The organism is Streptomyces cinereospinus (assembly GCF_042430725.1).
GTDB lineage: Bacteria > Actinomycetota > Actinomycetes > Streptomycetales > Streptomycetaceae > Streptomyces > Streptomyces cinereospinus.
The window spans coordinates 4,154-28,304 of sequence record NZ_JBHMCY010000089.1; the positions used below are offsets into that span (position 1 = coordinate 4,154).

Consider the following 24,151-nt stretch of genomic DNA (forward strand, 5'->3'; position numbering starts at 1 on the left):
CGGCGGACGTCGCGCCGCACGACTCCCCGGCCGCCGCCCCGCTGCCGTGGGTGCTGTCCGCCCGGACCGACACGGCACTGCGCGCCACCGCCGAACGCCTCGCCGCCCACGTCACCGCCGCCGCCCCGGCCGCCGCCGACGTCGGCCGGTCCCTCGCCTCCGGCCGGGCCGCGCTGGAGCACCGGGCTGTGGTGCTCGGCGCGAACCGGACGGAACGGCTCGCCGCGCTCCGGGCCGTCGCCGCCGGACGGCGCGCGCCCGGCGCGGTGACCGGCACCGCCGCGCCGGACGCCCGTCTCGCCGTGCTGTTCACCGGCCAGGGCGCCCAGCGCCTCGGCATGGGACGCGAACTGCACTCCGCCCATCCCGGGTTCGCCGCCGCCTTCGACGCGGCCGTGGACCAGCTCGACGCGCACCTCGACCGGCCCCTGCGGGACGTGATCTGGGGGGACGACCAGGAACTCGCCGACCGGACGGTGTACGCGCAGGCCGGACTGTTCGCCGTGGAGACGGCGCTGTTCCGGCTGGTCGAGTCGTGGGGGGTGCGGCCGGACTTCGTGGCCGGGCACTCCATCGGCGAGCTGGCCGCCGCGCACGTTGCCGGAGTGCTGTCCCTGCCGGACGCGGCCCGCCTGGTCGCCGCGCGGGGCCGGCTGATGCAGGCCCTGCCCGCCGGCGGCGCGATGGCCGCGATCCAGGCCGGGCCCGCCGAGGTGCGCGACGCGCTGCCGGACGGCGTGTCCCTCGCGGCGGTCAACGGGCCGCGGTCGGTGGTCGTCTCCGGGCCCGAGGACGCCGTGACCGCCGCCGTCGACCGCTTCCGCGCACAGGGCCGCAAGGCCACCCGCCTGCGGGTCAGCCACGCCTTCCACTCCGCGCTGATGGAACCGATGCTGGACGACTTCCGGGCGGTCGCCTCGGCGCTGGCCTACCACCCGCCGCGCATCCCCGTGGTCTCCAACGTCACCGGACGCCCGGCCGACCCGCAGACGCTGTGCGCCCCCGGCTACTGGGTGGACCACGTCCGGCGCACCGTCGCCTTCGCCGACGGCGTCGGCGACCTGGCCGGGCGCGGTGTGACCGCCTTCCTCGAGCTCGGCCCCGACGCCGCGCTGACCCCGATGGTGGACGAGGTCACCGACGGCGGCCGGCTCGTGGTGCCCGCGCTGCGCCGCGACCGCTCCGAACCGGCCCAGCTGCTCACCGCGCTCGCCGAGCTGTACGTCAGCGGCGTCCCCGTGCGCTGGACGGAGGTGTTCGCGCACACCGGCGCCCGCCACGTCGACCTGCCCACCTACCCCTTCGAAAGACGGCACTTCTGGCTCTCGCCGCCGGCCACCGGGACCTCGCCCGCGCGGGAGGCCGGTGACGCGACCGGGCACGGCCTGCGCAACGCCGCCCACCCCTTGCTGTCCGCGGTCATGCCCGCGCCGCAGGGCGGCGGCCTGGTGCTCACCGGCCGGATCTCGACGCAGACCGAGGACCAGGCCTGGCTCGCCGACCACAACGTGCTGGGCATGGGGCTGCTGCCCGGCACCGGATTCGTCGAACTCGCCCTGCGCGCCGCCGAGGAGGCCGGCTGCGACACCGTGGAGGAACTGGTCATCCAGCAGCTGATGCCGCTGCCCGACCGGGGCGGCGCCGCCGTACAGGTCGTCGTCGACGGGCCGGACGGGGCCGGGCGGCGCCCGTTCGCGATCTACTCCCGCTTCGAGGACGCCCCCGACACGGTGCCCTGGACCCGGCACGTCACCGGCGTGCTCGCCACCGAGCGGCGGCCCGCCTTCGACGGCACCCGGTCCGGCCTCGGCGGCGCCCCGTGGCCGCCCGCCGACGCCCGCCCGGTCGACATCGACGGCGTCTACGACTACCTGACCGGCAAGGGCTACCACTTCGGCCCGATGTTCCGGGGCCTGCGCGCGGTATGGCTGCGCGACCGGGACCTGTTCGTCGAGGTCGCGCTGCCCGACCACGCCGAGCAGGACGCCCGCGCCTACCGGCTGCACCCGTCGCTGCTGGACGCCGCCCTGTCCGCCACGGACTTCCTCGGCGGCCGCAGACCGCAGGACGCCGGGGCGGGCCAGCTGCCGTTCTCCTGGTCCGGGGTACGACTGCACGCGGCGGGCGGCCTCAGCCGGCTGCGGGCCCGGATCAACTGGATCGGCTCCGACGAACAGGCCGGTTCCGAGGCCGTCCGCATCGAGCTGGCCGCCCCCGACGGCAGCCCCGTCGCCTCCGTCGAGTCGCTCGTGGTACGACCGGTCACCGCGGACCGGCTGGTCGCCGAGGGCGCCGCCCAGACCGGCACGCGGCACCTGGAGTCGGTGTTCCGGGCGTCCTGGAGCCAGCTGCCGCTGGGCGACGCCGGCACCGCCGCGCCGGGCCGGTGGGCCGTCCTCGGCACCGGCGGATCCGGGATCGGCCCCGACGACGTCCCGGTCCACGCCGACCTCGCCGCGCTCACGGTCGCGCTGGACGCGGGCGCGGCCGTACCGGAAGTGGTGTTCCTGCCGGTCGAACCGGGCGACGGGGAGACGCCGGACGCGGTCCGCTCGCGGCTGCGGACCGTGCTCGACACCCTCCGGCGGTTCCTCGCCGACGAGCGGCTCGCCACCACCCGGCTGGCCGTCCTCACCTGGTTCGGTGCCGACGGGGACGGCGCGCACCTGGACCTGACCGTCGCACCGGTGTGGGGTCTGGTCCGCGCGGCGCAGGCCGAACACCCCGGCCGGATCGTGCTGGTGGACCTGGACGCCCAGGAGTCCTCGCTCGGCATGCTGCCCGCCGTCACCGCCCTGGCCGAACCCGAGGTGTCGGTGCTCGGCAACCAGGTGCGCGTGCCACGGCTGGCCCACGTGCCGCAGCCGGCCGAGCCGGCGGCGCCGCGCTGGCGGCCGGACGGCACCGTGCTGATCACGGGCGGCACCGGCGGACTGGGCGCCCAGGTCGCCCGGCACCTCGTCACCGCCCACGGCGTACGCCACCTGCTGCTCGTCGGCCGCCGGGGCCCGGACGCCCCGGGCGCCGAGGAACTGCGCGACGAACTCGCCGAGTCGGGGGCCGAGGTCACCGTGGCGGCCTGCGACGTCGCCGACCGGGACGCGCTCGCCGCGCTGCTCGCCACCGTCCCCGCGGACCACCCGCTCACCGGGGTGGTCCACGCGGCCGGGGTGCTGGACGACGCCCTGGTCACCTCGCTGACCCCGGAGCGACTGGACACGGTGCTGCGGCCCAAGGCGGACGCGGCCTGGGCGCTGCACGAACTGACCGAGGACCTCGGCCTCGACGCCTTCGTGCTGTTCTCCTCGGTCGCGGGGCTGCTCGACCCGCTCGGCCAGGGCAACTACGCCGCGGCCAACGCCTTCCTCGACGCGCTGGCCCGGCACCGGCACCGGCACGGGCTGCCCGCCACCTCCCTGGTGTGGAACCTGTGGGCGGGGGAGAGCGGCATGGGCGGCGGCACCGACCCCGCGCTGGTGCACCGCCTGGCCGCCCGCGGCACCCCGGTGCTGACCGCCGCCGAGGGGCTCGCCCTGTTCGACCGGGCGCTCACCGTGGACGAGCCCGTCCTGGTGCCGCTGCGGCTCGACCCGTCCGGCACGCGGATCCCGGCCGCGCTGCGCGACGTGCTGCCGGCCGCCCCGCGCAGCGCGCCCGCCGCCGGGACCGTCCCGGCACCGCGGCCGGCGGAGACCGGCGGCCCGGACGGCCTGCTGCGGCGGCTGGCCGGGCTGACCGCCGACGGCCGGGAACGGCACCTGGCCGACCTCGTCCGCGGCCAGGTCGCCGAGGTGCGCCAGAGCGACCCCGGCAGCGTCGACATGGACCGGGGCTTCACCGAACTGGGCCTGGACTCGCTCGCCGCCATCGAACTGCGCAACCGGCTCGGCGCGGCGACCGGGCTGCGGCTGCCGGCCACGATGATGTTCGACCACCCCACACCGGCCGACGTGGTCGCGCTGCTGCTGGAGGAGCTGGCCGCCGAACTGCCGGACGCCCCGGCCCCGGCCGAGCCGGTCCCCGGGCCGGACGGCGGGCAGCCCGACGACGCGGAGGTCCGGCGCCGGCTGGCCACCGTGCCCGTGTCGGCGCTGCGCGCGGCCGGACTGCTGGACACGATCCTGCGCCTGGGCGACGGCCCCGCGCCCGGCGTGCCGCCCGTCGCCGGGGCGGCGGACGCCCCGGCGGACCGCAGCGAGGAGATCAGAAGCATGGACGTCGACGACCTGGTCGCCGCCGCCCTCGCGGGCGCGGACGCCGGTGAGGAGCAGGACCGATGACGACCGCGGACAGCACGAAGATCGTCGCGGCGCTGCGGGCGTCGATGCTGGAGAACGACCGGCTCAGGCAGGAGAACGCCCGGCTGCTGCGGGCCGCCGCCGAACCGGTCGCCATCATCGGCATGGCCTGCCGCTATCCCGGCGGCGCCGACTCCCCCGGAGCGTTCTGGCGGCTGCTGGCCGAGGGCCGCGACGCCGTCACCCCGTTCCCCGCCGACCGCGGCTGGGACGTCGAGGGACTCTACGACCCGGAGCCCGGCAGACCCGGCCGGACCGTCACGTGGGAGGGCGCCTTCCTGCACGACGCCGCCGAGTTCGACGCGGACCTGTTCGGCATGTCGCCGCGCGAGGCCCGGGACATCGACCCGCAGCAGCGGGTGGTGCTGGAGACGGCGTGGGAGGCGCTGGAGCACGCCAGGATCGACCCGCTCTCCCTCAAGGGCAGCCCCACCGGCGTGTACTGCGGCGTCATGTACCACGACTACGACGGTGCCGACGGCGGCGGCAGCCTCACCAGCGGCCGCATCTCCTACACCCTGGGCCTGCAGGGCCCCGCCGTCTCCATCGACACCGCCTGCTCCTCGTCGCTGGTCGCCCTGCGGACGGCGACGCACGCGCTGCGCGCCGGCGAGTGCACGCTCGCCCTGGCCGGCGGCGTGACCGTGATGTCCACACCGGAGACGTTCGTCTACTTCAGCTCGCAGCGCGGCCTGGCCCCGGACGGCCGCTGCAAGTCCTTCGCGGCCGCCGCGGACGGCACCGGCTGGGGCGAGGGGTCGGGCCTGCTGGTGCTGGAGCGGCTGTCGGACGCCGAGCGCAACGGCCGGCGGATCCTCGCCGTCGTGCGGGGCGTGGCCACCAACTCCGACGGGGCGTCCAGCGGCATCACGGTGCCCAACGGACCGGCGCAGCGGCGGGTCATCCGGGACGCGCTCCAGCAGGCGGGCCTGCGGGCCGACGAGGTCGACGCGGTGGACGCGCACGGCACCGGCACCCGGCTCGGCGACCCCATCGAGGCGCAGGCGCTCCTCGCCACCTACGGCAGGGACCGGCCGGCGGACCGGCCGCTGTGGCTGGGCTCGGTGAAGTCCAACATCGGGCACACGCAGGCGGCCGCCGGGGTCGCCTCGATCATCAAGATGGTGCTGGCCATGCGGCACGGCGTACTGCCGGCGACCCTGCACGTGGACGCGCCGACCCCGCAGGTGGACTGGTCGGCCGGGCACGTGTCCCTGCTGACGGAGGCCAGGCCCTGGCCGGACACCGGGCGGCCGCGGCGGGCGGCGGTGTCCTCGTTCGGCATCAGCGGGACCAACGCGCACGTGGTCCTCGAACAGGCGGCCCACGCGCCGGGCGACGGCAGCCGTGCGGCGACCCACTGAACGGGCGGAGCAGCCGATGCGCGTACACACCGAGGAGACCGGCGACGGCCACCGGCTGGAGCCGGCCCGGCTGCGGCACGTCCTCGGCCACTTCTGCACCGGGATCGCCGTCATCACCGCGCGGGAGGACGGCCGGCCGCCGGTCGGGTTCACCTGCCAGTCGTTCGTCTCCCTGTCGCTGGAGCCCCCGCTGGTGTCGTTCTCGGTCTCCCGGCTCTCCCGGTCCTGGCCGGGCATCCGGCGCGCCGGCCGGTTCTGCGCCAACATCCTCAGCGCCGACCAGGAGCCGCTGTGCCGCCGGTTCGCGGCCGGCGACGGCGACCGGTTCGCCGGCGTCGAGTGGTGGCCGAGCCCGGTCACCGGGTCGCCCCGGCTGGCGGGTGCGCTGGCCTGGGTCGACTGCACCGTCGAGGCGGTCCATCCGGGCGGCGACCACCGGATCGCCGTCGGCCGGGTCCAGGACCTCGACGTCACCGCCGGCGAACCTGGCCCGCTGCTGTTCTACCTGGCCCGCTTCCACCGTGCCGCGCCCGCCACTCCCTAGAGGGTGGTGCGCCGGTCGTGCCGGGCTCGCGGCCTGGTCGACGAGACACCCCCTAGCGGCTCGGCACCCACCCCCTGAAGCGTCCGGCCGACCCCCCTCAGTGCCCGGTCGGCCGTCTCACCGGTCCGGCACGGCGTCCTAGTGTCGGCCGCAGCCCCCTTGTGTGCGGTTCTCGTCTCGCGGAGGAAGTCATGAGATTCGGCCTGATCTACCATCACCAGCTGCCGCGGCCCTGGGCGGAGGACAGCGAGGAGAGGCTGTTCAACGAGGCGCTGGAGCAGATCGAGCTGGCCGACCGGCTCGGTCTCGACTACGCGTGGGCGACCGAGCACCACTTCTTCGAGGAGTACTCCCACTCGTCGGCGCCCGAGGTGTTCCTGGCCGCCGCCGCGGCCCGCACCAGCCGGATCCGGCTCGCGCACGGCATCGTGCACATGCCGCCCGCGGTCAACCACCCGGCGCGCATCGCCGAGCGGCTCGGCGTGCTCGACCTGATCTCCGGCGGCCGGCTGGACTTCGGGTCCGGGCAGGGCAGTTCGCAGCTGGAGGTCGGCGCGTTCGGCATCGAGCTGAAGGACAAGTACGAGCAGTGGCACGAGGCGCTGGACGTCGTCGTGCGGATGATGACCGAGACGCCGTTCACCGGCCACCAGGGCACCTGGGTGTCCATGCCGCCGCGCAACGTCGTGCCCAAGCCCAAGCAGAAGCCGCACCCGCCGCTGTGGCGGGCGTGCACGCGCCGCGACAGCATCCAGGACGCCGCCCGTGAGGGCATGGGCGCGCTGGCCTTCTCCTTCGTCGACCCGGAGGAGGCCAAGGAATGGGTGGACGCCTACTACGGCACCCTCGCGTCGGAGGAGTGCCGGCCGCTGGGCCGCGCGGTCAACGCGAACGTGGCCATGGTGCTGCCGTTCATGTGCCACGAGGACGAGGAGGTCGCACTGGACCGCGGCCTGGAGGCGGCGCACTTCTTCTCGTACTCGCTGATGCACTACTACATGACCGGTGAGCACCGGCCCGGGGTCACCGACATCTGGGCCGAGTTCCAGGCGGCCAAGGAGGCGCTGGGCTTCACCCGGACGCCGGCCGCGCCCGCCGCGGACGACGGCCAGAGCGGCGTCGAGCAGGCGATGATGGACCAGGTCGGCATGTTGCGGCGGGGCATCGGCACTCCGGAGCAGATCCGCGACATCGTCCGGCGCTACGAGGCCGTCGGCGTCGACCAGATCATCTTCTCGGTGCAGATCGGCAAGAACCGGCACGAGCACATCTGCGAGTCGCTGGAGCTGTTCGCCCGCGAGGTGATGCCGGAGTTCGTCGAGGGCCGCGACCGCAAGGAGGCCGAGAAGGCCGAGCGGCTGAGCGTGCCGGTCAAGGAGGCCCTCGGCCGTGTGGAGCGCACCAGCGTGGACGTGTCGGACTTCGCCATCGCGCCGGAGCTCTCCCTGCCCGACTATCAGGACGACGAAGACGACGACTGACCGGCGCCCCCCGTGGTGCGGGGGCGCGCGGCTCACCTCGGTTCGGCCCGAACGAAGGGACAGGCAGTGACCGTTGGCACCGGAGAGTGGATCCGGCGTTTCCATCCGGCTCCGCAGGCGGCCGCGCAGCTGGTGTGCCTCGCGCACGCGGGCGGCGCGGCGTCCTACTTCTTCCCCGTCTCCAAGGCGCTGTCGCCCGCCGTGGACGTGCTGGCCGTGCAGTATCCCGGCCGGCAGGAACGGCGCCGGGAGACGCCCTTCGAGAACGCGGAGCTGCTCGCCGACGCCGTCGCCGAACAGCTCGCGGACGTCACCGGCCGGCCGCTGGCCCTGTTCGGCCACAGCCTCGGCGCGACGGTCGCCTTCGAGGTCGCGCGGCGGCTGGAGGCCGCCGGGATCACCCCGCGGGCGCTGTTCGTCTCGGGCCGGACGGCACCCTCGCGCCACCGCACGCAGTGGGTGCACCTGGGCGACGACGAGCAACTGCTCGCGGAGATCGTCAAGATGGAGGGCACCGACCCGGCGATGCTGAGCGACCCCGAGGTCGTCCGGATGATCCTGCCCGCGTTCCGCGGCGACTACAAGGCCGCCGAGACCTACCGCTACCGGCCCGGCCCGGCCCTGCGGTGCCCCGTGCTGGCCCTGACCGGGGACGCCGACCCGCAGGTCACCGTGGCCGAGGCCGAGGCGTGGCGGGAGCACACCACCGGCCCCTTCGACCTGCGCGTGTTCCCCGGCGGCCACTTCTACCTCAACCAGCACGCCGGGGACGTCGTCGCGCTGATCCGGCAATGGATGACCGCCCGGGCCGGCCACCGCGCCCCTCCGTGACGCCCTGACGCCGGTGCCGTCGTCACCCTGCCGGCAGGAGGGACGACGGCACCGGCGCAACCCGCCCTACCGGTCGGCCGGGACCGCCCCACCGCCCTCCCCGGCGCGGGTCCGCACCAGGACGCCCACGCCGTCCAGGACGCGGTCCAGGCCGAAGGCGAACTCCTCGTCGCTGCCGGTGGGTTCGTCGAGCACCCCGGCGTCGATCACCCGGTTCATCGCCGGGAACCGGCCCGGCTCGGTGAGGCCGCGCATCAGCCTGCCGTACGACGCCATCGCCGTCCGCTCGTCCGGCGCCGCCGCGAGGAACGACTGCCGCACCTCCGCGGTCACCGTCGCCTCGTTGCGGATGAAGCCGCTCAGCAGCATGATCACCGACAGTTTCTCGCTCTCGGCGAGCGCGGTCGCGCCCAGCCGGGCCAGGCCCTGCTCCAGCCAGTTGAGCTGGTGCGGCGTCATCGGCGGTCCGCTGACCGGGACGTACAGGGCCCAGGTGTGCCGGTCGAGGATCGCGTGCTGCTCGCACGCCCAGCGCCGCAGGCCCTCGCGCCATCCGCCGTCCGCCGCGTGCGGGGACGGCGGCGTGCGGTATATCGCGTCCACCATGAGCAGGAGCAGGTCCTCCTTGGACGCCACGTAGCGGTACAGGGACATGGGGGAGGCGTCGAGTTCGGCGGCCACCCGGCTCATCGAGACGGCGGCCAGGCTCTCCACGCCGGCCACCGCCACCGCGGCCTCCACGATGCGCGGCAGGCTCAGCGCGCGTTTCGGCCCCTTGGCCGGCCGGTCGCGCAGCCCCCACGCGTCGGCGAGGTGGGCGGGCAGGCCCTGGTCCATGTGCCCCTCCATCGTCGTCCACTTTCTGTCGCCATGCGGAATGCGGAATGCGGAATTCGGCGTTTCCGGGAAAGGGAAAGCCGGCCTAGATCAGGTCGTCGCGGATCAGCCCGGCCGTCCGCAGTTCTGCCAGCCATTTCTCCACCGCCGTGAACGTCTCCGACCGGTCTTCCTGCCACATTGCGGCGATCTCGTCAGTGGCGAGATGGGGGTCGCCGCCCCAGCGTTGCAGGGAGATCCAGGCGACCGTGTACGGAGGCGGATAGAAGTGTGCCTTTCCCGTGTGCCCCCCGCGCAGCACGAGCCAGCCGTCGTGATTCACCGTGACCTCGACACCGCGTTCCCGGTGCAGCGGCATGCTCGCCCCTCCAACTCATCGATCGCACGCATGCGAAACCCCGCCTGGTCTGCCCTGACGTGGTCTGCATCGCACGTCAAGAGGCGGGTGGACACCGGACTGTGTATGGGATACGCTTTATAGCGTACGGTACACGCAGATCGCCTTCAAGATACTGCGGACGTGCTCTCCGTATGGCAAGGGGTGCAACGGCGAATGATCCAGGACTTGGCTGTCGAAGCCAGTGGGCTGAGGAAATCCTACGGAAAAGTACAGGTGCTCCGGGGGGTCGACATCAGCGTTCGGAAGGGCAGTGTCTTCGCGCTGCTCGGACCGAACGGCTCGGGAAAGACCACCACGGTTCGTATTCTGTCGACACTGACGTCTCCCGATGCCGGCCAGGCGAAAGTCGCCGGCTTCGACATCGCCCGGGAGCGGCGCAACGTCCGGCAGCGGATCACGCTGACCGGGCAGCAGGCGGCGATCGACAAGAATCAGACCGGCGCGGAGAACCTGTACATGATGGCCCGGCTCTCCGGGCTGCCCCGGGGCGAGGCCCACGAGCGTGCGCGGTACCTGCTCGACAGGTTCGACCTCACCGAGGCGGGCGGGCGCCGGCTCGGCACGTACTCGGGCGGCATGGCCCGGCGTCTGGACCTCGCGGCGAGCCTGGTCGGCGCCCCCTCGGTGGTCTTCCTCGACGAGCCGACCACCGGTCTGGACCCGCGCAGCCGGCAGGCGCTGTGGGGCGTCATCGCGGACCTCACCGCGAGCGGCCTGACCGTGTTCCTCACCACCCAGTACCTGGAGGAGGCGGACCGCCTCGCGGACCGCGTCGCCCTGCTCGACGGCGGCACCGTGGTCGCCGAGGGCACGCCGGACGAGCTCAAGGAGCGGGTCGCCGGGCAGCGCCTGGACCTCGAACTGGCCGACCGGGTCGCCTTCGAGACCGTGCTCGGGCTGCTCGGCGACCGGGCTGCCGAGCAGGACCGCGACCTGCTGACCGTCGGCGTGGCCACGGACGGCTCGGCCTCCCAGGTCCGGGCCCTGCTCGACGAGGTCGACCCCGGCCGCGACCGCGTCACCAAGTTCGACGTCCGCAGCGCCACCCTGGACGACGTGTTCCTGGCGCTGACCGGCCGCACCGCCGCGAGCGCGGAGGCGGACGAAGTGAAGGAGACCGCCGGTGTCTGAGAGCATCGTCCTGAACGCCGCGCCCCGTTCCGTCGGAACGGTGTCCAGCCTGCTGACGATGATCGGCCGCTGCACGCGCCTGACGCGGCGTGACGTCGACGCGCTGATCATGTCCCTGATGCTGCCGATCATGATGATGGTGCTGTTCGTCTACCTCTTCGGAGGCGCGATCCAGACGGGCGGCGACTACGTCACCTACGTGGCACCCGGCGTACTCCTGCTGTGCACCGCGTGGGGGGCGGCCCAGACCGGCGTCGGCGTGGCCAACGACATGAGCACCGGCATCGTCGACCGGTTCCGCTCCATGGACGTCAGCGGCGCGGCCCTGCTGGGCGGCCACGTGATGGCCAGCATCATCAAGAACATCGCCTCGACCGTCGTGGTGATCGGGGTCGCCCTGCTCATCGGGTTCCGTCCCGAGGCCGACGTCCTGGGCTGGCTGGCGGCCGGCGGTGTGCTGGTGGCGTTCATCCTCGCGATGTCCTGGCTGTCGGCCGTCGTCGGCCTGCTCACCAAGTCCACGGACGCGGCCGCCAGTTTCGCCTTCGTGATGATGTTCCTGCCGTACGTCAGCAGCGCCTTCGTGCCGATCGACACGCTGCCGAGCTGGCTGCAGGGCGTCGCCGAGCACCAGCCGTGCACCGCCATCATCGAGAGCGTGCGGGGCTTCCTGCTCGACGGGCCGGTCGGTGACCACGCCTGGATCGGGCTCGCCTGGTCGGCCGGCATCCTGCTGGTGTCCGTGACGCTCGCCGCGGTCTTCTTCCAGCGGCGCGCCGACTAGTTTCCAGGTCCACCGCGGCCCGACCGCACCGACGGCGGCGGCCTCGGCTGCCTCCACGACGGGCGTCGTGGAGGCACCCGCCGTGTCAGGACTCCTTGCGCCACCAGACGCCCACGCTGTCGGCCGCCTTGATCTCCTCCTTGATGCCGTGGGCGTCGCGGTACTCGTGGACCGCGGCACGGCACGGGGCCATGTTGTAGTCGTCGATGATGACGAAGCCGCCGGGCGACAGCTTGGGGTAGAGCGCCGACAGCGAGTCCCTCGTCGAGACGTACAGGTCCCCGTCCAGCCGCAGTACGGCCAGCGACTCGATGGGCGCGGCCGGCAGCGTCTCGTCGAACCAGCCCTCCAGGAACTCGACCTGCTCGTCCAGCAGGTCGTAGGACTCGAACACCGCCCGGACCGCGTCCGCCGAGACGCTGAGCACGGTGTTGAGGTTGTGCAGGGCCATCTCCTGGTCCAGCGGGTGGCTGCCGTCGCCGGCCTCCGGCACCCCCTCGAAGGAGTCGGCGACCCACACCCGCCGGTCCGTCACCGCGTGCGCCTTGAGGACGGCGCGCATCAGCACGCAGACGCCGCCGCGCCAGACACCGGTCTCGATCAGGTCGCCGGGCACCCCGTCCGCGAGGGCGCGTTCGACGCAGTACTGCACGTTGTCGAGGCTCTCGGGGCTGACCATGGTGTGCGCGGTGAACGCGCCCGGCCGGGCCTCCTCCTGCGCCGCGCCGCCGGAACCGGCCGGCCAGGCCGAGGGGGTCTCCATCTGGATCCGGTTGGTCAGCACCTTCTTCAGCAGCTCCAGGTAGGGCCCGGCGCCGGTGTCGGTCATGTCGCCTCCTGCGATGGGGGTGTCGGGTCGCGCCGCCGGCCCGGTGCGATGCCTTGCCCGCCCGCCCGGCCGACGGCCCTGCTGCGGCGTGCGCGACGGCCGACGCGGCGAGCGAATGGCGGCGCACCCGGGGCAGACCGTACCGACGCGGGGCGCGGGACGGCCCCCCTTCCGCCCCCTAACCGGAAGCACGCGCGATGCGTGGCCCCGGCACCCCCGGCCGGGGGAGCGGCGCTTCCGCCGGGCCGGCCGCACACGGGCCGGGCCCCCGGCGCGCGGGAGCACGCCGGGGGCCCGGAGGGAGCGTCGGGGGCAGCGGGGGCCGCTCGCCCCGGTGGTGCGCCGGGGCGGGCGGGGGAGGGTCAGCGGGCCGCGGTCGCGTCCGCCGGTTCGCTGCCCGCGCGAGCGGACGGCTCGGGTCCGCGGCCGAGCCGCTGGTACAGCTCGCCCGGCCACCAGCTCGCCCGGCCGATGTCCAGGGAGAGCGCCGGCACGAGCAGCGTGCGGACCAGGAAGGCGTCGAGCAGGACGCCGACCGCGACGACCACGCCGAGCTGCACCATGTCGACCACCGGCATCGAGGTGAAGACCGCGAACGTCGCGGCCAGCACGACGGCCGCCGAGGTGATGACGCTGCCGGTCACCGACAGACCGCGCCGGACGCCCGTGGCGTGGCCGTGGAGTTCGGCCTCCTCGCGGACCCGGGTCATGAGGAAGATATTGTAGTCCACGCCGAGCGCGGCGAGGAAGACGAAGCTGACGAGCGGCAGTTGCCAGGCGACCCCCGCGTGTCCGAAGACGTGCTCGAACAGCAGGCCGGACGCGCCGAGCGCGGCGAAGTACGACACCACGACCGTCGACAGCAGGATGAGCGGCGCGACCAGGGCCCGCAACAGCACGACCAGGAAGAGCAGGATCACCGCGAGGACGACCGGGATGACGACCCGCACGTCACGGCTCTGCGCGTGGTCGATGTCGAGCGTCTCGGCCGTGGTGCCGCCGACGACGGCGTGCGCGTCGGGCACGGCGTGCACCGCGGACCGCAGGTCCTCGATCGTGTCCATGGCCGCGTCGCTGTCGGGCGCGTCCTCCAGGATCACGTCGATCATCACCCGGTCCCCGTCCGGGCTCGGCGACCGCTCGCCGGCCTGCGCCCGGTCGACGCCCTCCAGGGCCGAGACGACGGCACTCTCCGCGCCGGCGTCCGCAATGACCACGGCCGGGTCGGAGGCGCCGGACGGGAAGTGCCGGGCGAGCTGCTCCTGGCTGGAGACGGACTCCGGCTTCGTCTGGAACACCTCGGACCGGCTCAGGCCCAGGTTCATGCCGAGGGCGCCGAACCCGAGGGCGCCGATCACGACCAGGCAGCCGAGCCACACCAGTCGGGGCCGGCGTCCGACGGCGTCGCCGACCCGCGCCCAGGCGCCCGTCGCGGACCGCTCCTCCTGGCCGACCCGCGGCACGAAGGGCCAGAACACCCAGCGGCCGACGAGGACCAGGAGCGCCGGCAGGATCGTCACCATGGCGACATAGGCGCACAGCACACCGGTGGCGCCGACCAGGCCCAGGCTGCGCGAGCTCTGCATGTCCGCCAGGGCCAGGCAGACCAGACCGACCACCACGGTTCCCGCGGAGGCCAGGATCGCCGGACCCGAGCGCCGCAGCGCGATCCGCATGGCCTCGTGCCGGTCCTCGTGGCGCCGCAGTTCCTCGCGGTAGCGGGCGATCAGCAGCAGCGCGTAGTCCGTCCCGACACCGAACAGCAGGATCATCAGCAGGCTGGAGCTGGCCGGGTTCACCGGCAGTCCCGCGTACTTGGCGAGCAGGAAGGCCACGCCCTGGGTGAGCACGGAGGCGAAACCGACCGACAGCAGGGGCAGCAGCCACAGGAACGGGCTGCGGTAGATGAGCAGCAGCAGGACGATGACGACCGAACTGGTCGCGATCATCAGGTTCACGTCAAGATTCTCGAAGGCCTGGGTGTAGTCGTTCAGCAGGCCCGCGGGGCCGCCGACGGCGATGCCCAGACCGGCGGGCGCGCCCTCCTGGGCCCGGGTGCGCATCTCCTTGACCGCGAAGTCGACCTCGACGTCGTCGCGGGTCAGCGGTACGACCGTCATCAGGGCCTTGCCGTCCTGCGACGGGACGGCCGCGGCGATCTCCTCGCCGTTGCTGACCAGGTCCGCGAAGGCGGCGCGGTCGGACTCGGCCTTCTGCCGGTCCGCCTCCTGGATCCCGCTCTCCCGGGTGTAGACGACGATCGCCGGAGCCTCTTCCAGCGCCGAGCTGTACTTCTCCAGCTCGGTCATGACCGCGGTGGATTCGGCGCCGCGCGGCAGTGAGCCCGAGGGGCTGCGGTCCTCGTAGTCCTCCAGGCCGCCGAACAACGGAGTGAGGAGGCCGGCCAGGAGAAGCCACCCCAACAGGACCAGCCATTTCGACGTGCGGCCACTGGGGACCTTCGTGAGAAGGCCCGGGGAATCACTCATGATGACGTACCTTTCAACCCCGGCGGGCAGGAGTCGGCCGGGGTGCAGCTGTCCAGGGGGCCGCCCATCCCTGAGCGGAGACGAATCCATGCGGCCGCCGGGCTCCTTTTCCGTGGCCGCGCATGCCGTGCCTTCAGGCGCACCACGCTTCTGCGTATGGTGCACGCGTAGATGCTACGCAGTACCGGAAACGGTCGTCAAGCGTCCGGCCCGGGTCCGTGGGGCGCCGGACGCGGAGCGGCAAAGAGCGGCCTGGCCAGCGGAGTTGACCGGAGACCAGGAACGTGCGGGAAACGGAGCGGGGCCTTCGGCGAACCGGCCGGGGACCCGCCCCATGAGCGGCGCGACACCCCGGCGGAGGCCTGCTGGACCAGCTGCGGGTGTCGTCGTGCGGGCCGGTGCGGGGCGGACGGCGGACGGCGAGGGTTGCCTGGACGTGGGTTGTGCGTGTCGTCGTGCGGGCCGCCGAATGGCGGGGTTCGCGGAGTCGGCCGGAGATGCCGTCGTCCTGGACGGCGGAGGGCGGGATTCCCCGGTCGTGGGCTGCGGGTGTCGCGTGCGGGCCGCCGAACGGCGGGGTTCGCGGGGTCGGCCGGAGATGCCGTCGTCCCTGGACGGCGGAGGGCGGGATTCCCCGGTCGTGGGCTGCGGGTGTCGCGTGCGGGTCGCCGAACGGCGGGGTTCGCGGGGTCGGCCGGGGATGCCGTCGTCCGGGGCGGTGCACGGCGGACGCCGGCCGCGGGTGTCGGCATGCGGGCCGGCGAACGGCGGGAGCCTGCCCGACCGGCCGTGGAGGTTGTCGTCCGGGGCCGGCGCAGGTGGAGGTGCCTTCCGCGCCGGCCGTGGAGGTTGTCGTCCGGGGCTGCGCAGGTGGAGGTGCCTTCCGCGCCGGCCGTGGAGGTTGTCGTCCCGGCCGCGCACGCGGAGGTCCCCTCCACGCCGGCCGCGGAGGCGGTCGTGGGAGGGGCGGCGGACGGCGGAGGCCCCCTGGACGCCCGCCGCGGATGTCGTCATCCGGGCCGGCCCCCAGAGGGCCTCCGCCCCGTTCGGGGCGCTGCGCGCACACGCCGGACCGGCGTCGCTACTGCCGCGGCTCGCCGATCAGCACACCGATGCCGTCGAGGATGCGCTCCAGGCCGAAGACGAACTCGTCGTCCGGGCCCGCGGGCTCGTCCAGCACCCCCGCGTCGATCACCTTGTTCAGCGCCGGGAAGCGGTCGGGACCGACCAGCCGGCGCACCAGCTGCCCGTACGACACCATGGCCGCCAGCTCGTCCGGCGCCTTCGCCATGAACGTCGCCTCCACGTCCGCGGAGACGGTCGCCTCACTGCGGGTGTAACCGCTCAGCAGCATGATCACGGACAGTTTGTCGCCCTCGGGCAGCGGCGTGTCGCTCAGGCACTGCAGACCGCGCTCCAGCCAGATGATCTGATTCGGCGTCACCGGCGGACCCGTGATGGGAATGCGCAGCGCCCAGGTGTGCTTGCGCAGGATGGTGTGCTGCTCCCAGGCCCACCGCGACAGGCCCGCGCGCCACCCCTCGTCCGTCGTCTCCGGCGGCGACGGGGGCGTCTGGTAGATCGCGTCCATCATCAGCACGAGCAACTCGTCCTTGGACGCGAGATACCGGTACAGGGCCATGGTCGACGCGCCCAGATCGGCCGCGACCCGGCTCATCGAGACGGCGGACAGGCCCTCGGAGGCGGCGATGGACACGGCGGCGTCGACGATGCGCTGAAGGCTGAGAGCCCGCTTCGGTCCCTTGTTCGGCCGCTCGCGCAGCCCCCATGCTTCGCCGAGGTAGCTCGGCAGGGTGGGCTCCCTGCTTGCGTCCATCGACTCCACTTCCTTCGCGAAGGTCCCGCCCGCGCGGCGGAACCGGTCGTCCTGCGGCTCAGTGTATGTGGTGTCCGTCCGCAATCGAACAGGGCTCCGGCGCCGAACCCGCGACGACCCCCACGCTGACCTGCCGGAACACCCGGCGCCGACCGCGCGCGCCGCGACCGGCGGCACCGCCGGGGCGGGCGGCGGACCCGGCGGCCGGCCCGGAGACCACCCACCGGTACAGGACCATACGACACCCCGCACCGTCCGTCGCCCGGCGGCGGCGCGTAGGGGCGGCCCCAGCGGGCGGCCCCGGGTGGCGCTAGGGGTTGCGGGGCGACCTTAGGGGGGTTTCCCGGCTGTCCGGGTGTCCGGTGCGCGCTTGGATCGAGCCACGATCGTGGAGAGGACACCCAGGCGATGACCGAGAACGCCGAGACCGGCAGCACCACCGGGTCACTCCCGGTGTTTCCGCTCGACCGCAGGAAGTGCCCGCTCGCGGTCCCCCAGGAGTACGAGGCGATGCGCGCCGAGGAGCCGGTCGCCAAGGTCGTCAACCGCATGACCGGCAAGCCCGCGTGGGCGCTGACCCGGTACGCGGACGTCCGGCAGGTGCTGGGCGACCCGTCGATGAGCTCCAACGCCCGCAACCCCGGCTACCCGCACCAGTTCCAGGTGCCGGAGGAGATGCTGCCCTACATCGCCTTCCCGTTCGCCGCGATGGACCCGCCGGAGCACACCGTGCGCCGCCGGATGGTGATCCCCGAGTTCACCGCCAAGCGGATCGCCGAGCTCAAGCCGCGCACCCAGGCGATCGTCGACGCGCGGATCGACGCCATGCTGGCCAAGGGCGGCCCCGTCGACCTCGTCGCGGAACTCGCCGTGCCGGTGCCGTCCCTGCAGTTCTGCGAGATGCTGGGCGCCGACCCCGAGCACATCGGCTACTTCCGCAACTACGCCGAGACCACCACCGGCCGCGACTCCAGCATGGAGGCGGTGGCCGGCGCCATCGCCGAGATGGACGAGTTCCTCGACGGGCTGATCACCGAGAAGACCCGCCACCCCGGCGAGGACCTGCTCAGCCGCATCGCCGCCAAGCTGCCCGAGGAGCCCACCCTCGAACACGACGACCTGGTGGCCATCGCCCGGCTGCTGGTGATCGCCGGCTCCGACACCACGGCCAACATCATCTCGCTGGGCACCCTGGTCTTCCTCCAGCACCCCGAGCAGCTGGACGAGGTACGGCGCGACCCGTCGCTGCTGCCCAACGCCATCGAGGAACTGCTGCGCTTCCTCAGCATCCTGGACTCGGCGACCGTACGCGTCGCCACCCAGGACGTCGAGCTGGCGGGCGGCGAGGTCGTCCGCGAGGGCGAGGGCGTGCTCGCCCTCAACGGCGCCGCCAACTGGGACCCCGCCCAGTACCCGGACCCGCACCGCTTCGACATCCACCGCGACGCCGAGGGCCACATGGCCTTCAGCTTCGGCAACCACATGTGCCCCGGGGCGAACCTCGCGCGGATGCAGCTGGACGTGGTGTTCGGCACGCTGTTCCGCCGCATCCCCGGCCTGCGCCTCGCGGCCCCCGCGGACGAGCTGCCCTACCTGTTCGACGCGCACGCCTACGGGCTCCACGAACTGCCCGTCACCTGGTGAGACGGGGGTGAGGACGATGCGGATCTCGGTCGACCGCGAGACGTGCGTGGGATCGGGCAACTGCGTCTTCTTCGCACCGGGCGTGTTCGACCAGCACCGCGACGGCCGGGTCCTCCTGCGCGACGGGGAGCCGGACGGCACGCTGCGCGCCGCGACACTGACCGCCGCCGCGAACTGCCCGGTCAACGCGATATCCGTCAACGACGCATGAGCCGCGCGAGCTTCCCCGGGAGCTCCGCCGCTCCACGACACCTTCCCTGGAACGGGGTTCGGAGCAGAAGATGATCAAGCTTCCCGAGGCGGACGGCACACTCACCCCCTACGTGCCGCGCGACACCGCCGAGACGTTCCCGGCCGACCCCGCTCCGTTCCGGACCCGGTCGATGCTGGCGACGGCCCACGTGCTCGGCGACCCGCTCGCGGACAACGAACCGCTCGGCCCCGTGGGCCCCACCCCGCCGCCGCAGAAGCTGGACTGGGACGCCACGCTCGCCTTCCGCCGGCACCTGTGGTCCCACGGCTTCACCCTGTGCGAGGGCATGGACACCGCACACCGCGGCATGGGCGTCGACTGGCCGCTCGCCGCCGAACTGATCCGCCGCTGCGGGGCCGAGGCCAGGGCCGTGGGCGGCCGGATGGCCGCCGCCGTCCTCACCGACCAGATCGAACCCTTCGAGCCCTGCACCCTCAAGGACGTCCAGGCCGCCTACGAGGAGCAGTTGGCGGTCGTCGAGGAGGCGGGCGCCCAGCCGGTCATCATGTGCAGCCCCCACCTCACCGTCGCCGCCCGCGGCCACGACGACTTCGCCGAGGTGTACGGCGCCCTGATCCGTCAGTCGGCCCGGCCGGTGATCCTGCACTGGATCACCTCCGAGTGGGACCCCCGCAACACCGAGTACTGGGGCCACGAGGAGCCCGAGCCGGCCTACGACGCCCTGCTGGACATCGTCCGCGCCCACCCGGGCAAGGTCGACGGCGTCAAGATCGGCCCCGCGGACCTCGACCGCCAGATCGCCTGGCGGGCCAAGCTGCCCGAGGGCGTGAAGTTCTACACCAGCGACACCACCGACTACGCCCGGATGTTCGTCGGCGACGAACGGGGCCACAGCCACGGCCTCACCCCCGTGATCGACCCCGTGATCCCGCTCGCCGCCCGGGCCTTCCGCGCCCTGGACGACGGCGACGACGCCACGGCCCGCGAACTGCTCGACGCCACCCTGCCGCTGAACCGTCACCTGTTCAGCGGCGAGGGCCGCAGCATCTACTTCTTCCGCACCGGCGTGACGTTCCTGGCCTGGCTGTCCGGGCACGCCCCGCACTTCCGGATGGTGTGGGGCGAGCAGTCCGCCCGCTCCGTACCCCACCTGGCCACCGCCTACCGGCTGGCCGACGAGGCGGGCGCCTTCCCCGACCCGGACCTGGCCGAGCGGCGCATGAAGCTGTTCCTCACCGTCTCGGGGGCCGACCAGTGACCAGGGCACTCGTCCTCGGCGGCGGCCTCGCCGGCATGCTGGCCGCCGCCGCCCTCACCGGCAGCGTCGACGAGGTCCTCGTGCTGGAGCGCGACACCTTCCCCGACGCGCCCCTGCCCCGCCGCGGCCTGCCGCAGGGCCACCACAGCCACATCCTCATGCGCGGCGGCGCCGAAGCCGTCGACGAACTGCTGCCCGGCACCGTCGACCTGCTCCACGCCGCCGGCGCCAAGAAGCGCGGCCTGCCCTCCGGCGCGCTGGCCCGCGGCCCCGAGGGCTGGATGGAACGCCTCGACACCGACGCCTACCTGCTGCTGTGCAGCCGCGACCTGCTCGACCACGTCGTCCGCGGCCAAGTGCTGCGCGACGGCCGGGTCGTGGTCCGCGAGGCCACCAAGGTGCTCGGGCTGACCGGCGGCGCCGCCCGGGTGACCGGGGCGCTCGTCGAGACCGACGAAGGACAGGAACGGCTCCCCGCCGACCTCGTCGTCGACGCCACCGGCCGCGGCTCCAGCGCCCCGGAATGGCTGACCGCGCTCGGGCTGCCCAAGGTCCGCGAGGACGTCGTCGACGCCGGGATCACCTATGTGAGCCGGTGGTTCGAGGCGCCGCCCGGCACGCGGGACGACTTCCCCGGCGTGATGATCCAGATGACGCCCGGCACCGGCCGGCCCGGGCAGGGCGCCGGACTGCTGCCGATGGAGGAGGGCCGCTGGATCCTCAGCCTGTTCGGCAGCCGCGGCGGCGAACCCCCCAACGACGAGGACGGCTTCGCCCGCTTCGCCCGCGAGCGGCACCACCCGATCATCGCCGACCTGATCGCCCAGGCCACCCCGGCCGGCCCGATCCGCACCTACCGCAACATCCCCGACCGCCGACGCCGCTACGAGAAACTCTCCCTGCCCGAAGGCTTCGTCGTCATCGGCGACGCCGCCTCCGCGCTCAACCCCGTGCACGGCACCGGCATGTCGGTCGCCGCCCAGTGCGCCCGCCTGCTCCGCGACGAACTGGCCGGCGGCCTGCGGCCCAAGCTGGCGCGCCGCGTACAGGCCGGCATCGCGCGCGTCAACGGCGGCGCCTGGCGGCTCGCCACCAACACCGACCAGGGCCTGCCCGACGTACGGGCGAACGTCCGTCTGCAAGGCGGCGCCCTCGCCGACCGGATGGCGGCCCGCGTCGCCCGCACCGGCTGCCGCGACCGCGACGTCATCAACGCCGTGTTCGGCGTGGCCTCCCTGGTCAAGCCGATGACCGCGATGATGTCCCCGGCGTTCCTGCTGGCCGTGCTGCGCGGACCGCGCAAGCCCGCCCTGACCGCCGAGCAGGCCATCGCCCAGTTCCCGGAGTTCGGCGACCTGCTCGCGTACGGCACGCCGGACCGGCCCACCCGCAACACGGCATGAGCGCCCCGCAGGCAGGGCCCGCCGGGGCCCGCACGGTCGTCCCGTGGGTGCTGTCCGGCCGCGGACCGGAGGCACTGCGCGGGCAGGCACACCGCCTCGCGGCCCACATGGCGGACGGCACCGGCACCGGCGGCGCCGCCGACGTCGGACACTCGCTGCTGACGACCCGCTCCCTGCTCGGACACCGCGCCGTCGTCCTCGGCACGGACACGCCCGAACTGCTGGCGGGCCTGCGCCTGCTCGCCACCGGCGAACGCGCCGACGACGGCCCGGCCACCGCCGTGTCCGGCACCGCGCTGCCCGACCCGCGGGTGGCGTTCGTCTTCCCCGGCCAGGGCTCGCAGTGGCGCGGCATGGCCTGCGAACTCCTCGGCACCGCACCGGCCTTCACCGACCGGATGGCACGGTGCTCGGCCGCGCTGGCCCCCTTCGTCGACTGGGATCCCACCGACGTCCTGCGCGACACCGAGTCCCCCCTGTGGGACCGGGTCGACGTGGTGCAGCCCCTGCTGTGGGCGGTGATGGTCTCGCTCGCCGCGCTCTGGGAGTCGTACGGCGTCCGCCCGGCCGCCGTCGTCGGTCACTCACAGGGCGAGATCGCCGCCGCCTGCGCGGCCGGCGCGCTGTCCCTGCCGGACGGTGCCCGGGTCGTGGCGCTGCGCAGCAGACTGATCCGCACCGCCCTGGCCGGACTCGGCGGCATGCTCGCCGTGCCGCTGTCCCCGTCCGACGTCGAACCCCGCCTGGCCCCGTGGGCGGGCCGCCTGCAACTGGCCGCCGTCAACGGACCGGCCTCCGTCGTGGTGTGCGGCGAGACCGCCGCCCTGGACGAGCTGTTCGCCCGGCTGACCGCCGAGGAGGTACCGGTCCGCCGGATCGCGGTGGACTACGCCTCGCACTCCCACTACGTCGAGACCCTGCGCCACGACCTGCTCGACGTGCTCGCGCCGGTACGGCCCGTCTCCGCGGACGTCGCGTTCTATTCCACGGTCACCGGCGGCCCGCTGGACACGACGGAACTCACCGCGGACTACTGGTACCGCAACCTGCGCGGCACCGTCCGGTTCGCCGAGGCCACCCAGGCGCTGCTGACCGACGGCTTCCGCGTCTTCGTGGAGACCAGCGCGCACCCCGTCCTCACCAACGGCGTCCAGGACAGCTGCGAGGCCGCCGGCGCCGACGCGGCCGTCCTCGGCTCGCTCCGCCGCGACCAGGGCGGCCTCGACCGCTTCGCCCTGTCGCTGGCGCAGGCCCACGTCCGGGGCGTCCCCGTCGACTGGACGCCCTTCCTGCCGGACGCCCGGACCGTCGACCTGCCGACCTACGCCTTCCAGCGCAAGCGGTACTGGAAGGACCCGGCCGCCGGCACCGCCCACCGGACCGCCGCCGGGCAGCGCCCCGTCGAACACCCCCTGCTGTCGGCCGCCGTGGAACCGGCGCACACCGGCGGCACCCTGTTCACCGGCCGGCTCTCCGCCCAGGCCCAGCCGTGGCTCGCCGACCACGAGGTGTTCGGCGCGACCGTGGTGCCCGGCGCGGCACTCGTCGAGCTGGCCCTGTGCGCGGGCGACCGGCTGGACCGCCCGGCGCTCGGCGAACTGACGCTGCGCGCGCCGCTGGTCCTGCCCGAGCACGGCGGCGTGGCCGTCCAGCTCGCCGTCGGCCCGCCCGACGACCGCGGCGCCCGGCCGTTCACCGTGCACTCCGGCGCCGCCGAGGACGCGGGACCGTGGACCCTGCACGCGGAGGGACTGCTCACCGACCCGGCGGACGCCGCCCCGGCACCGTTCGACTTCACGCAGTGGCCGCCGCCCGGCGCCACGGCGGTGGACGTCACCGCCGGCTACGCCGGCCTGGCGGCCCGGGGGTACGGGTACGGCCCCGCCTTCCAGGGCGTCACGGCGGTCTGGCGGCGCGGCGAGGAGACCTTCGCCGAGGTGGAACTGCCCGAGACCGTACGGGCGGACGCCGAGCGCTACCTCCTGCACCCCGCACTGCTGGACGCCTGCCTGCACCCCGGCGCGCTGGCCGCGCCCGACACGCCCACCCGGCTGCCCTTCGAGTGGACGGACCTGCGCCTGCACGCCGTGGGCGCGACCGCCGTGCGGATCCGCATCGCCCCCGGACCCGACGGCGAACGACTCGACGCCGCCGACACCGCGGGCAACCCCGTGCTGTCCCTGGCCGCCCTGTCGGCGCTGCCGGTCTCCCCGGAGCAGCTGACGGCCACGCGCGGCGCGCCGGCGGCGGAACCGCTGGAGCTGCGGTGGGTCCCGCTGGAGGTGCCGGAAGGCGCGCCGGCCGCCGCCCTCCCCGGCCTGGACGCGGCGCGCGCCGCGGCGGACGCCGCGACGGACGGCACGGGGACCGTGCCCGGCACGGTGCTCTGGACGACAGGCCGGCCGGACGCGCCGAGCGTCCCGGACGCCGCGCACGCGGCGGCCCGCGAGGCGCTGACCGTCGTCCAGGAATGGCTCGCCGACGAGCGCTTCGCCGCGTCGAAGCTGGTGGTCACCGCCCGGCGGGCCCTGTCCGTCACCGGGGACACGCACCCCGCGGACGTGGTGCTCGCGCCGGCGTGGGGACTGCTCCGCGCGGCCGTCGCGGAGAACCCCGACCGGCTCCTCCTGGTCGACACCGACGACCACGCCGACTCGGTCCGCGCCCTCCCTGCGGCCGTCACCACCGAAGAGCCCGAACTGGCCCTGCGCGACGGCACCGTCCTCGCCCCCAGACTGACCAGGTCCGCGCCGACCACGCACACCGCTCGTCCGGCGTTGGCGGCCGGGACGGTGTTGATCACGGGT

17 protein-coding genes and 1 pseudogene are annotated in these 24,151 nt (G+C 74.1%); 13 read left to right on the top strand and 5 right to left on the bottom strand.

Features of this window, described 5'->3' with window-relative positions; genetic code table 11:
• The 6 genes and pseudogenes from ACFF45_RS31320 to ACFF45_RS31340 form a co-directional block, all read left to right on the top strand.
• Positions 1-4,280, top strand: a 4,280-nt coding sequence (locus ACFF45_RS31320; protein ID WP_381350167.1) for a type I polyketide synthase, incomplete at its 5' end; no start/stop codon positions are given.
• Positions 4,277-4,330: pseudogene (locus tag ACFF45_RS35760) on the top strand (hypothetical protein); the annotation flags it as partial. The gene ACFF45_RS31320 and the pseudogene ACFF45_RS35760, both read left to right, overlap by 4 nt.
• A 72-nt stretch (positions 4,331-4,402) precedes the next feature.
• A complete protein-coding gene (locus tag ACFF45_RS31325; RefSeq protein ID WP_512701206.1) occupies positions 4,403-5,662 on the top strand; it encodes a type I polyketide synthase in 1,260 nt (419 codons plus the stop codon).
• Positions 5,663-5,678: 16 nt separating this feature from the next.
• Entirely contained in the window at positions 5,679-6,206 is a 528-nt protein-coding gene (locus ACFF45_RS31330) for a flavin reductase family protein (protein ID WP_381350169.1), read from the top strand.
• A gap of 191 nt (positions 6,207-6,397) precedes the next feature.
• Positions 6,398-7,687: an LLM class flavin-dependent oxidoreductase gene (locus ACFF45_RS31335; RefSeq protein WP_381350170.1), complete on the top strand. Its 1,290-nt coding sequence runs from the start codon at positions 6,398-6,400 to the stop codon at positions 7,685-7,687.
• A gap of 66 nt (positions 7,688-7,753) precedes the next feature.
• On the top strand, positions 7,754-8,518 hold the full coding sequence (locus ACFF45_RS31340) for a thioesterase II family protein (protein ID WP_381350171.1): 765 nt from the start codon (positions 7,754-7,756) through the stop codon (positions 8,516-8,518).
• Between the two features lie 66 nt (positions 8,519-8,584).
• Here the strand turns inward: ACFF45_RS31340 and ACFF45_RS31345 are convergent, their stop codons facing one another.
• Positions 8,585-9,355: a TetR/AcrR family transcriptional regulator C-terminal domain-containing protein gene (locus tag ACFF45_RS31345; RefSeq protein WP_381350172.1), complete on the bottom strand. Its 771-nt coding sequence runs from the start codon at positions 9,353-9,355 to the stop codon at positions 8,585-8,587.
• Positions 9,356-9,440: 85 nt separating this feature from the next.
• On the bottom strand, positions 9,441-9,713 hold the full coding sequence (locus tag ACFF45_RS31350; protein ID WP_381350174.1) for a hypothetical protein: 273 nt from the start codon (positions 9,711-9,713) through the stop codon (positions 9,441-9,443).
• Positions 9,714-9,908: 195 nt separating this feature from the next.
• Here ACFF45_RS31350 and ACFF45_RS31355 point away from each other — a divergent pair, with 195 nt between their 5' ends.
• Positions 9,909-10,886, top strand: a complete 978-nt coding sequence (locus tag ACFF45_RS31355) for an ATP-binding cassette domain-containing protein (protein WP_381350175.1) — start codon at positions 9,909-9,911, stop codon at positions 10,884-10,886.
• A gap of 40 nt (positions 10,887-10,926) precedes the next feature.
• Positions 10,927-11,670 carry an ABC transporter permease gene (locus ACFF45_RS31360; protein WP_381350189.1) on the top strand — a complete coding sequence of 248 codons (744 nt, stop codon included), beginning with the start codon at positions 10,927-10,929 and terminating at the stop codon, positions 11,668-11,670.
• A gap of 85 nt (positions 11,671-11,755) precedes the next feature.
• On the opposite strand, the gene ACFF45_RS31365 is transcribed toward ACFF45_RS31360, so the two are convergent.
• The 3 genes from ACFF45_RS31365 to ACFF45_RS31375 form a co-directional block, all read right to left on the bottom strand.
• A complete protein-coding gene (locus ACFF45_RS31365) occupies positions 11,756-12,499 on the bottom strand; it encodes a TylF/MycF/NovP-related O-methyltransferase (RefSeq protein ID WP_381350176.1) in 744 nt (247 codons plus the stop codon).
• 362 nt (positions 12,500-12,861) lie between these two features.
• Positions 12,862-14,988: an MMPL family transporter gene (locus ACFF45_RS31370; RefSeq protein ID WP_381350179.1), complete on the bottom strand. Its 2,127-nt coding sequence runs from the start codon at positions 14,986-14,988 to the stop codon at positions 12,862-12,864.
• 1,081 nt (positions 14,989-16,069) lie between these two features.
• Positions 16,070-16,825, bottom strand: a complete 756-nt coding sequence (locus tag ACFF45_RS31375; protein WP_381350181.1) for a TetR/AcrR family transcriptional regulator — start codon at positions 16,823-16,825, stop codon at positions 16,070-16,072.
• A gap of 408 nt (positions 16,826-17,233) precedes the next feature.
• On the opposite strand from ACFF45_RS31375, the gene ACFF45_RS31380 reads away from it, so the two are divergent.
• From ACFF45_RS31380 to ACFF45_RS31400, 5 genes are all read left to right on the top strand, one after another.
• Positions 17,234-18,469, top strand: coding sequence for a cytochrome P450 (locus ACFF45_RS31380; RefSeq protein WP_381350182.1), 1,236 nt, complete (start codon positions 17,234-17,236; stop codon positions 18,467-18,469).
• Between the two features lie 16 nt (positions 18,470-18,485).
• A complete protein-coding gene (locus ACFF45_RS31385) occupies positions 18,486-18,680 on the top strand; it encodes a ferredoxin (protein WP_381350184.1) in 195 nt (64 codons plus the stop codon).
• A gap of 70 nt (positions 18,681-18,750) precedes the next feature.
• Complete coding sequence (locus ACFF45_RS31390; RefSeq protein WP_381350185.1) at positions 18,751-19,941, top strand: DUF993 family protein; 1,191 nt, start codon at positions 18,751-18,753, stop codon at positions 19,939-19,941.
• Positions 19,938-21,344, top strand: a complete 1,407-nt coding sequence (locus ACFF45_RS31395) for an NAD(P)/FAD-dependent oxidoreductase (RefSeq protein WP_381350186.1) — start codon at positions 19,938-19,940, stop codon at positions 21,342-21,344. Before ACFF45_RS31390 ends, ACFF45_RS31395 begins: the two co-directional genes overlap by 4 nt.
• The coding region (locus ACFF45_RS31400; protein WP_381350187.1) for an acyltransferase domain-containing protein at positions 21,341-24,151 on the top strand (2,811 nt) is incomplete at its 3' end. The genes ACFF45_RS31395 and ACFF45_RS31400, both read left to right, overlap by 4 nt.

Excerpts from the sequence above, each read along its gene's own strand:
- ACFF45_RS31325 (WP_512701206.1), top strand. The coding sequence starts at position 4,403 with ATGGCCTGCCGCTATCCCGGCGGCGCCGACTCCCCCGGAGCGTTCTGG.
- ACFF45_RS31330 (WP_381350169.1), top strand. The coding sequence starts at position 5,679 with ATGCGCGTACACACCGAGGAGACCGGCGACGGCCACCGGCTGGAGCCG.
- ACFF45_RS31335 (WP_381350170.1), top strand. The coding sequence starts at position 6,398 with ATGAGATTCGGCCTGATCTACCATCACCAGCTGCCGCGGCCCTGGGCG.
- ACFF45_RS31345 (WP_381350172.1), bottom strand. The coding sequence starts at position 9,355 with ATGGACCAGGGCCTGCCCGCCCACCTCGCCGACGCGTGGGGGCTGCGC.
- ACFF45_RS31350 (WP_381350174.1), bottom strand. The coding sequence starts at position 9,713 with ATGCCGCTGCACCGGGAACGCGGTGTCGAGGTCACGGTGAATCACGAC.
- ACFF45_RS31355 (WP_381350175.1), top strand. The coding sequence starts at position 9,909 with ATGATCCAGGACTTGGCTGTCGAAGCCAGTGGGCTGAGGAAATCCTAC.
- ACFF45_RS31365 (WP_381350176.1), bottom strand. The coding sequence starts at position 12,499 with ATGACCGACACCGGCGCCGGGCCCTACCTGGAGCTGCTGAAGAAGGTG.
- ACFF45_RS31370 (WP_381350179.1), bottom strand. The coding sequence starts at position 14,988 with ATGAGTGATTCCCCGGGCCTTCTCACGAAGGTCCCCAGTGGCCGCACG.
- ACFF45_RS31375 (WP_381350181.1), bottom strand. The coding sequence starts at position 16,825 with ATGGACGCAAGCAGGGAGCCCACCCTGCCGAGCTACCTCGGCGAAGCA.
- ACFF45_RS31380 (WP_381350182.1), top strand. The coding sequence starts at position 17,234 with ATGACCGAGAACGCCGAGACCGGCAGCACCACCGGGTCACTCCCGGTG.
- ACFF45_RS31385 (WP_381350184.1), top strand. The coding sequence starts at position 18,486 with ATGCGGATCTCGGTCGACCGCGAGACGTGCGTGGGATCGGGCAACTGC.
- ACFF45_RS31390 (WP_381350185.1), top strand. The coding sequence starts at position 18,751 with ATGATCAAGCTTCCCGAGGCGGACGGCACACTCACCCCCTACGTGCCG.